Below are 12,125 nucleotides of genomic sequence, written 5' to 3'. Positions count from 1 at the left end.
CAATCTTGTTCATTTCTTCGCGGATGATGTTTACAATCTTCTGGATCACGCGGAAGCCCATCGGCATCATGGAGTAGATACCGGTAGAAACGGGCTTGATGTAACCGCCGCGCATGAGGAAGATGTGGGAGGGCATGGTGGCGTCGCTCGGCGTTTCGCGGAGCGTCACGTAAAAATACTTGGAGAGTTTCATTTTTAATCCTTCTGGTGCCCTACGGGCTTTTTGAATACGGCGAAAAAATAGAAATATTTGAGGTATTTAAAGGGAAAATTTCAGTGGTTATAATCGTGTATTTAACGAATTTGTTATTTTTGACAACGCGAAAAGAGACCTTGCGTCTTTTTACAAAAACGATTCTTAGGAGTCTAAAATGAAGTCTAAAATTTTTGTCTACGGAGCTTGTGTACTTGCCCTTGTTGCTTGTAACCAGGAAAAGCAGGCTCCCGCTGCTATTACCCCCAATTCTACGGATGACCAAAAGTTTGCCTATATGCTGGGTACCCAGATGGGTGAACATGCTTTTGGTTCCCTCGCTCGCCAGATGGGCGAATATGTGAACCAGAACGCCCTGATTCAGGGTGCTCGCGACATGGTCAAGGCTTCGAAGGACACGGCTTTCAAGGTCCAGTTGGAACCGGATACAATCGGGATTATCAATTCGCACTATGCAGCAATTGCCCGTGAACGTTACGAAGCGACAAGGCCCGATAGCGTAACGATTGCCACCCGTGACCGTATGGGCATTATGGCGTATTCGGATTCTGTCCAAAGAACGCTTCCGATCAAAGCCGCCGACGAAGGTGTAACGCTTCCGGTCAAGATCGAAGCTAATTCCTCGATGAACGTCAAGTTCTCCTACTTGGTCGGTATGCAACTCGGGAGCAACTTTGGCAATATCGGAAACCAGTTCAATACTGAGTTCGAAACGGCATATTTTGAAATGGGTATCCTCGATGGTGCTAAGAAGGCTTTGGATACTACTTTCAATCTCCAGTTGTCCAAGGAGTCCCTGGATTCTATTGGAACCCGTTACAGGGCCAAGATGGATTCCCTCCGTGAAGAAGCAGTCAAGAAGCAGCGCGAAGAAGAGGAAAAGCTCAAGGCCGAAGTGGCCAGCCTCCGTGGCGACACCCTTGTGAATGGTATGCCTGCCAAGATGAACCCCGCCGTGAAGGTGACCGGTATCAGCTATTCCGGTGAAACTTTCGGCGAATATTCCAACAGGCCGCTGTTCGTGTTCTATTTCTCCACGACTTGCCCGCATTGCCGCCATGCCGCTCCGGTGATTCTTGAAATTGCCGACGAATTTGCGAAGGACGGACTCACGACGCTCGCTGTCGCCTCTGGTGGAAACCCGAAGCGTGGCATCCGTACGTTCATTGACGATCTCAAGTGGAACGATAATATCAAGGTCGGCTGGGACGAACACCGCCAGTTCGGTGAACTCTACAGCGATGGTTATGTTCCCAAGATTTACCTCGTGAACCCGGATGGCTCCTACAAACTCTATGGTTCTATCGAAAGAGAAAAGGACCAGATCAAGGCCGACATCAAGGCTCTCCTCGGCGGCAAGCCGGTGGAATGGAAACTGGAGGCTCCGGCCCAGGCCGATACGACCAAGCCTGCCGCTCCTGTTACTAAGTAATCATTCGTTCGGGCACACCATCGGTGTGCCTTTTTTTGCATTGTAAGTTGATTCGGTGAATCATGATATTAGCGGAATATGACGTTGTTGTCATCGGTGGCGGCCATGCTGGCATCGAGGCGACGCACGCCGCCTGGAAATTGGGCGTAAAGACCGCCATGTTCACGATGGATATTAATGCCATCGGGCGTATGAGTTGTAACCCAGCCGTAGGCGGTGTGGCCAAGGGCCAGATTGTGCGCGACATTGACGCCCTCGGCGGCCTGATGGGGCTTTTGACCGACAAGGCGGGCATCCAGTTCCGCATGCTCAACATGAGCAAGGGCCCTGCTGTGTGGGGCCCGCGTGCTCAGTGCGACATGAAGTATTACAGCGAAATTGCCCGCGAAGTGATTACGAATTTGCCGGGTCTTTCTGTTGTCCAGGGAGAACTCGCCGCGTTCGAACGTATGCCGGACGGGCGCCTGGAACTGACTCTGCTGAACGGCGACCGCTATATCACGCGCGCGCTCGTGATAACGAGCGGAACATTCTTGGCATCCAAGATGTTCACCGGGCTTGAGACGAGCATCGGTGGGCGCGTGGGGGAACCGAGTGCAGATAAGTTGTCGGAATGTATCGCCCGCGAAGGGATTGCGCTGCGCCGCCTCAAAACGGGCACCCCGAGTAGGCTGGATCCCGATTCAATCGATTTTGACGAATGCGACGTGCAGCACGGCGACGATGTGCCCTGGCCGATGAGCGACCGCCACTTGGCGGAGACTGTCCCCGGACGCGCCGCCGATTATTTCTGGGGCGACCCGGCAAGCAAGTTTGTTCGCAACGACTGCGTCTGTTGGATTACGCGCACGAACGTCAAGACGCACGACATTTTGCGCAGCGGCTTCAAGGACAGCCCCATGTTCAGCGGGCGCATCCACGGCAAGGGGCCGCGTTACTGCCCGAGCATCGAAGACAAGATTAACCGCTTTGGCGACCGCGACGGGCACCAGCTGTTCCTGGAACCGGAACAGGCGGACATCGGTCGCGTGTACATCAACGGGTTCAGTTCGAGCCTGCCTGCCGACATCCAGCTCGCCGCCATCCACACGATTCCTGGGCTTACGCGCGCCCGCGTGTTGCAAATCGGCTATGCGGTGGAATACGACTCCGTCGACGCGACGCAACTTTACCCGACCTTCGAGTGCAAGAAGGTTCCGGGGCTCTACTTTGCGGGCCAGGTCTGCGGCACGAGCGGCTACGAAGAAGCTGCGGGCCAGGGATTGCTGGCTGGCATCAATGCGGCTCTGAAAATAAAGGGGGAGGGCCCCTTTATTTTAGGCCGTTCCGACAGTTACCTGGGGGTAATGGCGGACGACCTCTCGAACATCCTGCTCGACGAGCCTTACAGGATGTTCACGAGCCGCGCCGAATACCGCCTTTTCTTGCGTAGCGACAACGCCGAGATGCGCCTCAAGGAACGTGCTCACGAAATCGGCATGATTTCGGATGATGACTACGCCGACTGGAAGCGCCGCCGTGAACTGATGGATGTGGCTCATTCCCGTATGGTGGACGAGTCGGCCACGCCCGAGCTGGCAAACGAAATCCTCGCCGCGGGTGGCCAAGCCCTCGCGATGGAGCGCACCCGCTGGATTAACGTGTTCCGCCGCCCCGGCATTGACCCCGAGGCCTTCTTCAAAGTGGCTCTGCCCGATATGCAGCTCACCCGCCGCGACCAGTGGTACATGTACGCCCAGGAACTCTACGCGGGTTTCTTCGACCGCCAGGAAAGGGAAATTGTCGAGCAGAAGAAGATGGAGTCGGTCCGGCTTCCCGCCGACATGGATTTTATGCAGGTGACCGCCATCAGCATCGAGAGCCGCCAGCGCCTGAACGCCCACAAGCCGCTCACGCTGGGGCAGGCTAGCCGCATCCCCGGCGTCCGCCCCGCCGATATCACCGTCCTTGCCCATTGGTTGGAGAATAGGGGCTAGGATCTGGGGGCTAGGGTGCCCTCACTTGATAATTTTTGCAAAAATTACTATCTTTGCGCGCGTCTATTAATCATTTTCCAAGAGGTATATTATGGCAGAAGAAACAGAAGTCAAAACCACAGAAGAAGTCAAGCCTCAGGAACCGAAATCTACAGAAAAATCTCAAGAGAAGAAGGCCCCGGCCAAGAAGAAGCGCCCCGCCAACGCCAAGCGCAAGGGCGGCGCCCTCGCTGCCAAGAAGCCGGCCATCTTTAGCGATTCCCTGGAAGAACGTTTCCCCAACCTCGCAGCCAAGCTTAAAAAGTCCATCGAAGACGGCATCAAGCAGAAGATCAAGGACGCCATGTCCGACCCCAAGGTCAAGGCCGCGTCCAAGAAATTCGCTGCTGAAAAGTAAAGCTGCTTATACTTCTGAATTTGAAAACGTCCCATGTGAGTGGGGCGTTTTTTTGTTGTAAATTTCTAAATTTGTGCCCATGATTAGCATTACCAAGCTTTTGATGGATTCGCCGAATTACGGCGACCAACTGCGCTACGAACCTAAGGCGCATGAATGCAAGAACGGTGTGGCGCCGGGCCGTGGCCCCGTAGTGGTGTGGAACTGCACCAAGACCTGCAATTTGAGCTGTGTACACTGCTATGCCCGTTCCGAAGCCATCAAGTACCAGAACGAACTTTCGCACGAAGAAGGCTTGGCTCTCATCGATCAACTTGCTGATTTTAAAGTTCCGGTTATCTTGTTCAGCGGTGGTGAACCGCTTTTGCGCCCTGATTTTTTCGAACTCGCGAACTATGCGGCAAGCAAGGGCATCCGCCCGACTATCAGTACGAACGGAACCTGCATTACGCCCGATGTCGCCCAAAAACTCAAGGACATGGGCGTGGGTTATGTGGGCATCAGCCTGGATGGTTGCGAAGCGACTCACGACAAGTTCCGTGGCAAGGAGGGCGCCTACAGGCTTGCGCTCCGTGGTATCCGCAACTGCGTGGCGACGGGCCAGAAGGTGGGGCTCCGCTTCACGATTACGCGCTACAATGTGCAGGACTTGAATGCGATTTTCGATTTGCTCGAAAGCGAGAATATCGACCGTGTTTGCTTTTATCATTTGGTTTACAGCGGGCGTGGCTCCGCGATGGTCGAAAATGACTTGAACCACGAAGAAAGCCGCAAGGCGATGGACCTGATTATCGACCGTACGCTCGATTTCAAGAAGCGCGGCATCGACAAGGAAATCCTGACCGTCGACAACCATGCCGACGCCGTCTACCTGTACTTGCGCATGAAGCGCGAAGACCCCGCCCGTGCTGAAAAGGTGCTCGAACTCATCCAGCGTAATGGCGGCAACCGCAGCGGCATGGCTTTCGGTAACATCGACAGCATCGGTAACGTTCACCCCGACCAGTTCACGCAGTACATCACGCTCGGCAACGTGCGCGAGCGCAACTTCGGCGAAATCTGGAGCGATGAAAGCAACCCGATCATGGCTGGCCTCAAGAACCGCAAGCCGATTTTGAAGGGACGCTGCCCCAAGTGTGCCTACCTGAACCTGTGCAACGGCAACTTCCGTACCCGCGCCGAGGCCGTTACCGGCGACTTCTGGGAACAGGATCCGGCGTGTTATTTGACGGATGAAGAAATAATCAGTGGTTAGTGGTTGGTGATTAGTGGTTAGGGAACTTGAACAGAATCTCCTAGCGATTATTCAGGACGCTTTCCCGCTGGAAGAGCGCCCCTACCAGGTGCTTGCAGACAAGTTCAGCACAGAGGATGGCCCCGTCACGGAACAGCAAGTTTTCGAGGCTGTCGAAAACCTGCGCAAGTCTGGTGTTATCCGTCGCATCGGCGGAGTGTACGATTCCAAGGCGCTCGGCTTTATTTCGCGCCTCTGTGCGGGCAAGGTTACCGACATTGACAAGTTCACCGCCGCGATCAACGAAATCTCGGCCATCACGCACAATTACGTTCGCTCTCATGAATACAATGTGTGGTTCACGGTCATTGCACAGTCCGAAGGCGAAATCCGCAAAATCGTGGACGGGCTTTGCGCAAGTACGGACCTGCACGACGTGCATATCCTTTCCGCGACAAAGAAGTTCAAGATAAATACGGTAATGAGGGGCGCTGGCGCGCCAGTAGACAGTGGCGCTATCTTGAGCGATGTGTGTAACCCTGATTTGTCATTGCGAGCGGAATGCAATGAAGCGAAGCAATCTCGTGCCCGAGAACTGTCTACAGATGACCGCGCCCGCATCAGCATCGCTTGCGATGATATCCCGCATACGCTTACGCCTTTCAAGGACTGGAGTGTTTCTATCGAAGAACTTCGCGACGATCTCGCCAAAAAAAGAATGCGCCGCTTTGGGGCTATCCTCCGGCACCAGGAAGCGGGCTTTGCGTATAATGCGATGGTTTGTTTTGGTTTAGACGAGAGACGAGAAACGAAAGACGAGAGAGGGAACGCTTTGGCACAAAAGTCTTTTGTTTCGCATTGCTACGAACGGCCGGTGTTCGAGGGCTTTCCGTATAACCTGTATGCGATGATTCATGCGCAGTCTTCCGAGGAACTCGCTGCCTTTGTCGAAGAATGTGTTCGTGAGCTAGGCAATCCGGACTACGTTGTGCTCCATTCTGTCAAAGAACTCAAAAAGACAAGTTTCCGCTATTTCGCATAAAAAAATCCCCGCATGGGATGCGGGGGTCGAATTCATGGATTCGGTAAGATTTGGGTTCTGCCGATTGTTTAGCGGGTGTGTCCGCCAAGTTCGGCACAGCTCTTGCCATGTGCGTTCATAATCTGGATTGCGTCACCGCTGACAATCGGCCTGATTGCGCGCCAGGGCCAGAAACCGAAACGCTGGGAGGCGTTGAAGTTGGCAATAGAGTTTCCTCCCTGAGTCTTGACTTTTTCTTCAAGCTTGGGAAGCAGGGCGTCGGGGGAACCGTAGACATTGCCGGCTACAACCGTTTTCTTTTTGACAATCTTGAATGCTGCGCCTTGCGGTTCAGTTTCGAAGTAGCAGAATTCATTGAACGGAACGATTTCTTCTCCTTCGCTGAGAGGAACTTCTGTGTAATTGCGCTTGCTGTAGTTAGAGCAGGCGGAAAGTGCGAAAGCCGTTGCAACGACGAGAACGATAGAAAGTAAGGATTTCATGTTTATCTCCTAATGTATTTGAGATAAACAAAATATAGTATATTTTTTTTTACGGTACTGCACCGAGTTTCAAGTGGAGGCCGACTCGATGGCCGGTTTCGAATCCGAACAGGGTGCCTTCGTTAATTTGATAATCGATGCCGAATCCGACCTTCTTTTCGAACAATTCGAAATGGCGGGTCAAGTCCAAGTGCAATCTGATTCCTTGGTATTTGTCCTTCATGCCTTGGTATGGTTTGTCGAGATTCCTGTTTTCGGATTCCTGGATTCTCTTTTGATAAAGGAACGTATTCTCGAGTGTCCAACCGGTTTGCATGTGATCAACCCATAGGAATTTAAAAATGAGTGAAGCCTTTGCCCCGATTTCGTCGCCGGGTTTATAGTTCGCATCTTCGAGGAATGTGTTGTAGCGTAGCGCGAGACCACCGAGCAGGTGGTCTGAAATTTTTAATAGGGCGAATGGCTCCAGGTTCAGCCTGTGGAATCGGTATTTTTGCGAACCTTCGCCAGGCGGAAATCTCCAGTTGATGTCCAGACCGAAGTTGTTCAAGGGAAGGATTTTTGTTCCCAGATATGTTTCGTTGAATCCATTGACGTGCAAGTTGCAGTAATTGTGCTCGTAGCCTTTAACCGACATCTCGTAGCTGTAGCTCATGAAGCGGAATGATCCGTCAACATAGATGCTCGCCCATTCGAATGGAGCGAATTCGAACGCGGCTGTAGCGTCTACGCTGTAGATGTCGTCGATCAGTTCGAAAATACCTGCGGTGGAAAAAGTTGTTGCCGGTGGGTAGATTGGGTGCAGTGTTTCTGTGGCCCAGACGATAATGGGGCATAAGGCGAGAAAACAACTGCTGAACTTGAACATGATGCCAAAATATAAAAAGCGTGAGCAAAAAACTTTTGTATTTTGTTTCCGATTTATGGAATTGACAAGGCTCATCCCTTTTTTGCTATTGTGCGCATCCTTCGTTTTAGGGGGATGTTATTGGGAGGAGACGGAAAAACATCCTGATTATTTACCGCTCGACGATTCGGAATACCCTTATGCAGGGTTGCCGAGGCTTGTCATTGAAACAGAAGACTTTGCCCGCATCCGTGATAGAGAAACGGAACACCGCTCCTATTTCCAGATTTATGGCGAGCGCCAGCCAGAAAGTGAAGTTTTGGCCTTGAATGTCCATGGTCGTGGGAATTCCAGCTTTAAAATGCCCAAGTACGGGATGAAACTTGAATTTGTGGACAAAGTGTCTTTATTCGGGATGCCCAAGAGCAGAGACTGGGTCCTTGTCGGAAACTTTGGCGACAAGACGCATTTGAGAAATTACATGGCGTTTCGGCTATCGGAATGGTTGGGGGCAAGCTATACTCCGAGGGCCTGCTATGTGGAGCTTTACCTGAATCGAGAATACAAGGGCCTTTACCTCCTCACGGAGTCGGTCAAGGTGGCAAAAGAACGCGTCAATATTCCACAGAACGATTCCAGCTTCTTTTTCGAAAAAGAAGGCGACACGAAATATGACGATCCTTACATTGTAACGAATGAAAATAACATTTTCCACATCCGGTCACCCCATGAAGCATCTGAATACTCCCAGTCTTTATTGCTAGACCACTTGAATGCTTTTGAACGGTATCTTTCCAATTCCGGTTGGACGACTTCCGACATTACCGAGTGGGTAGACATGGAGTCTTATGCGCTTTATTACTGGGTCCAGGAATTTTCCAAGAACGAGGATGGCAATTTTTCGCGGAGCATATTCATGACTTGGGAAAAAGATGGGCCGATCCGTTTTGGCCCGCTTTGGGATTTTGACTTGGCCTTTGGCAATGAATCCCGCGAAGACGTGATGCCCTCGTCGGAGTGGTATATCCGCAGTTACAGTTGGAATGCGAAAATCTTTTGGGTCCCTGGGGTGAGGAACCAGATGGCGAACTATTGGAATGAAAATAAAGAAAAGTTCCGGGCCCTGATAGACAGTGTACCTGTGTATCGCACAATCATAGAACGGGCCCTCAAGAACGAATACAAACGGTGGCCGATTATAGGCAATACCGAGAACTGGGCGCTCAAGGCTCCGTACGATTCCTATGACGAGGCTGTTGAATCTATGGTCCGGTGGATGAAGGAACGCTACGACTGGATTGAAGGCAATCTCTAATTTTCTAATTTTGGAACATGCGCAAGATTTACATGGCAGGTATGAGCCACAAGGTGGCCGAAATTGCAGTCCGCGAGAAGTTCTACATCCCGATGGATGTGAAATCGGAAGCGCTTGCCCATTCTCCTTTTGACGAACTCCTGATTTTGGCGACTTGCAACCGCACCGAGGTCTATGTGGCGTCGGACCGCGATATTGGCGAGGCGGAAATTGTACGTTACGTGTGCGACCTGGCCCGCCAAAGCTACGAAGATTTTGCGAAGTTTTTCTATTTCAAGTCGGGAGACGAAGTTGCCCACCATGTGATGAACGTGTGTGCGGGGCTTGATTCCGTGGCGATGGGCGAAGACCAAATTCTGCACCAGATTGGCCGCGCTTACGAGACCGCTCTCAAGTTCGGGGCGACGGGCAACAGCCTCAACAAGTTGTTCCAGGGCGCTATCCATACGACCAAGCGCATCAAGACGGAAACTAACCTGAGCAAACTCAGCTGCAACATTCCGTTCTTGGCGATGAAGCAGGTGCAGCATTCCTTCGATGACCTCGAAAATCGCACGGTGTATATCGTGGGCTTGGGCGAGATGGGATCGCTCATGCTCAAGTACGTGCAGGAAAATACGACGAAGATTTTTGCGAGCAGCAGGACGTTCGCGAATGCCCAAAAATTTGCTGACGTGCTGACTCCCGTCAAGTTCGAAGACCGTTACCAGGTGCTTGGCCAGTGCGATGTGGTGATTTTGTGCAGCGCATGCCAGGAACCGATTGTCACGAAGAATGAATTTGAGAAGGCGGGGGGCAGAGCGCGCCTTGTCATTGACCTCGGTAGCCCGCGCAATGCCGAGGCCTCCATCGGCGAACTCCCCGGCGTGCAGTACGTGTGCGTCGATGACCTCGAAAAGATTGTCTCCGAGAACCGTCGCTTGCGCATGGTCGAACTGGAAGCCGCGCAGAAAATTTTGAAGGAAGGCCTGGACGAATTTTTGCAGTGGTACCGCATGGACGACATTGCTAAGGAGATTCACCTGCTTGCCGAAAAAACGGTGCAGACGGCTGACATGGAATGCGAAAAGCTGTTGCGCTCGTTGCCCGAGGTGTCGGAAGTCGACCGCAGCCGCATCCAGATGATGTATGTGCGTTTCGCCAAGAAGATGGTGAACGAGTATTTGTACAAGGTAAAGGAATGCAATCCGCTCGATGACGTGCGGACATACCTCAAGTGCCTGCGCGGAGGTAAGTAATGGCTGAACTTCTCCGTATTGCCACCCGCAAAAGTGCCTTGGCCCAGGCCCAGACGACTCTGGTTGCCGAAGCCATCGTGTCGGCCAATCCGGGCCTTGCATACGAACTCGTGCCGATGACGACCGAGGGCGACCGCCGTCTTGACAAGTCGCTGGCGAGTTTTGGCGGCAAGGGCGTGTTCATCAAGGAACTTGAAGTCGCCCTGCTCGAAGGTCGCGCCGATATTGCGGTGCATAGCCTCAAGGACATGCCCGCCGAAGTCATGCCGGAATTCAAACTGGCCGCAGTCCTCCAGCGCGAAGACCCTCGTGATGCCTTTATTGCCTGTGGGGGGGTGGATGGCCTCAAATTCATGGACTTGCCGTCTGGCTCGCGCATCGGTACAGGGAGCATCCGCCGTGTGGTGCAGTTGAAATCGCTCCGTCCGGATTTGGAATACGTGCCCATTCGCGGGAACATCCAGACGCGCCTCTCGAAGCTCGAGGAATTGGATGGCGTGGTGCTTGCCGCCGCCGGTCTCAAACGCATGGGGCTTGAAGGCCAGGTGACGGAATACTTTAGCACCGAACAAATGCTCCCCGCATCGGGCCAGGGCATCCTTGCGATAGAGACGCTGAGTTCCGTCGGTCACTGCGGCGATAGCCCGAAGCAATCTCTTGCCGGCATCCTTTCCCGTGTGAACGACGCGGACACCAACTGTATCGCCGTTGCCGAGATGGCGTACTTGAAGGCCCTCAATGCCGGGTGCCAGTTCCCCGTGGCCAGTTTCGCAGAATTTGCGGACGGTAGCCGCACCTTGAAAATTCGCGGAATTTATTGGGACGAGGGAAGCCAGCGCCTAATTCGCGCCGCTGCGGAATCTGCCTCCGGTTTTGACGGAGAATCGCTTGAAAGGCGGCTCCAGAATGCCCGTGCGCTTGGAATCCGCCTTGCAGAACGGATTCGGGAATCCCTTTAACATTAAATTAGCTGGCCCTTGTTCTGGGTGTTTCCCGGAGTAACCAGAAGTGTGCCCGTTTTTTGCCTCCGAGCATTCCATTTTGTCTATTTTTAAAACCGGCCTCCGGAATGATTTTGGAGGTTGTTTGAAATTTTTAAAGGTGCCGGGCACAAAGGGAACAAGATGATTGACGTTAAGGGCAAATGGACCTTGGTTACTGGTGGCTGCCGTGGGGTAGGCCGTCTCACCGCCATAGAGATGGCGAAACTCGGAGCGAACATCATCGTGCAGGGGCGCGACAAGGCCCATGCCGAACCGGTACTTGCCGAAATCAAGAAATACGGTGTCGAAGCGCGTGCCGTGGGCTGCAACCTCGAAAACGAAACCGAAATCGATGCTGCCCTCGCTGAAATCGACAGCTGGGGCGTGCAGGTGGACCTCGTGTTCAACAACGCGGGCCTCATGAGCCATTACTTTACCGACTACCTCACCAACACCATGGAAGATTTCCACCATGCGATGGCCGTGAACTTCTACGCCCCCGTGAAGATTGCCTACCACTTTTTGCCGGGCATGATCAAGCGCGGCTTTGGCCGTATGCAGCTCACTACGAGCGGCATCGCCAACGAACCTGAGCTGATGGGCTACGCCTGTGCGAAGGCTGCCCTCACCAAGTTCGTGAAAGATTTCGCCTGCAAGCTGAACGGCACCGACGTGATGATGAACGTGATGGACCCAGGTTGGCTCCGCACCGATCTCGGTGGCCCGAATGCACCCAACGCTCCCGAAACCGTGATACCGGGTTCCATGGTGTCCGTCCTGCTTGACGACAAGAAGAGCGGCCGCTGGTTCAGTGCCCAGGAATTTACAGGCATGAGCCTCGCTGACGCTATCGAAAAAGGCCGTAAGGTGGAGTGAGGGAGTAGGAAGTAGACAGTAGGAAGTGATTAGGGGTTAGAATCTAGGGGCTAGGGAGAAATATCACGGCTTCGCCGTCTTATATTGAC

At 53.1% G+C, this 12,125-nt stretch carries 11 protein-coding genes and 1 pseudogene; 9 read left to right on the top strand and 3 right to left on the bottom strand.

Annotated elements, in window-relative coordinates; genetic code table 11:
- Positions 1-193 (bottom strand): annotated as a pseudogene (locus tag Q0Y46_RS14370) (proline--tRNA ligase); the annotation flags it as partial.
- Between the two features lie 178 nt (positions 194-371).
- On the opposite strand from Q0Y46_RS14370, the gene Q0Y46_RS14365 reads away from it, so the two are divergent.
- The 5 genes from Q0Y46_RS14365 (at position 372) to Q0Y46_RS14345 (ending at position 6,295) form a co-directional block, all read left to right on the top strand.
- Positions 372-1,646 (top strand): redoxin domain-containing protein, encoded by a 1,275-nt coding sequence (locus tag Q0Y46_RS14365; protein ID WP_295679315.1) that lies wholly within the window; start codon positions 372-374, stop codon positions 1,644-1,646.
- Between the two features lie 62 nt (positions 1,647-1,708).
- Positions 1,709-3,622: a tRNA uridine-5-carboxymethylaminomethyl(34) synthesis enzyme MnmG gene (mnmG, locus tag Q0Y46_RS14360; RefSeq protein WP_295679318.1), complete on the top strand. Its 1,914-nt coding sequence runs from the start codon at positions 1,709-1,711 to the stop codon at positions 3,620-3,622.
- Between the two features lie 91 nt (positions 3,623-3,713).
- Positions 3,714-4,019 (top strand): hypothetical protein, encoded by a 306-nt coding sequence (locus Q0Y46_RS14355; RefSeq protein ID WP_295679321.1) that lies wholly within the window; start codon positions 3,714-3,716, stop codon positions 4,017-4,019.
- A 79-nt stretch (positions 4,020-4,098) separates the two neighbouring features.
- A complete protein-coding gene (gene nirJ1, locus Q0Y46_RS14350; protein WP_295679325.1) occupies positions 4,099-5,274 on the top strand; it encodes a putative heme d1 biosynthesis radical SAM protein NirJ1 in 1,176 nt (391 codons plus the stop codon).
- A 13-nt stretch (positions 5,275-5,287) separates the two neighbouring features.
- Positions 5,288-6,295 carry an Lrp/AsnC family transcriptional regulator gene (locus tag Q0Y46_RS14345; protein ID WP_295679328.1) on the top strand — a complete coding sequence of 336 codons (1,008 nt, stop codon included), beginning with the start codon at positions 5,288-5,290 and terminating at the stop codon, positions 6,293-6,295.
- Positions 6,296-6,363: 68 nt separating this feature from the next.
- Here the strand turns inward: Q0Y46_RS14345 and Q0Y46_RS14340 are convergent, their stop codons facing one another.
- A complete protein-coding gene (locus tag Q0Y46_RS14340) occupies positions 6,364-6,777 on the bottom strand; it encodes a hypothetical protein (protein WP_295679330.1) in 414 nt (137 codons plus the stop codon).
- A gap of 49 nt (positions 6,778-6,826) precedes the next feature.
- Positions 6,827-7,645, bottom strand: a complete 819-nt coding sequence (locus Q0Y46_RS14335) for a hypothetical protein (protein ID WP_295679333.1) — start codon at positions 7,643-7,645, stop codon at positions 6,827-6,829.
- 55 nt (positions 7,646-7,700) lie between these two features.
- Between Q0Y46_RS14335 and Q0Y46_RS14330 the strand changes: the two genes are divergently transcribed.
- From Q0Y46_RS14330 to Q0Y46_RS14315, 4 genes are all read left to right on the top strand, one after another.
- Complete coding sequence (locus Q0Y46_RS14330) at positions 7,701-8,939, top strand: CotH kinase family protein (RefSeq protein ID WP_295679336.1); 1,239 nt, start codon at positions 7,701-7,703, stop codon at positions 8,937-8,939.
- 17 nt (positions 8,940-8,956) lie between these two features.
- A complete protein-coding gene (gene hemA / locus Q0Y46_RS14325) occupies positions 8,957-10,177 on the top strand; it encodes a glutamyl-tRNA reductase (RefSeq protein WP_297948419.1) in 1,221 nt (406 codons plus the stop codon).
- Positions 10,177-11,136, top strand: coding sequence for a hydroxymethylbilane synthase (hemC, locus tag Q0Y46_RS14320; protein ID WP_297948416.1), 960 nt, complete (start codon positions 10,177-10,179; stop codon positions 11,134-11,136). The genes hemA and hemC overlap by 1 nt, the downstream gene beginning before the upstream one ends.
- A gap of 165 nt (positions 11,137-11,301) precedes the next feature.
- Positions 11,302-12,036, top strand: a complete 735-nt coding sequence (locus Q0Y46_RS14315; RefSeq protein WP_297948412.1) for an SDR family oxidoreductase — start codon at positions 11,302-11,304, stop codon at positions 12,034-12,036.
- Positions 12,037-12,125 lie beyond the last annotated feature (89 nt).

This window comes from uncultured Fibrobacter sp. (assembly GCF_947305105.1).
In the GTDB taxonomy this organism is placed as follows: Bacteria; Fibrobacterota; Fibrobacteria; order Fibrobacterales; family Fibrobacteraceae; genus Fibrobacter.
Note: the sequence above shows the minus strand (reverse complement) of the source record. Positions and strands in the feature narration are given on the sequence as shown.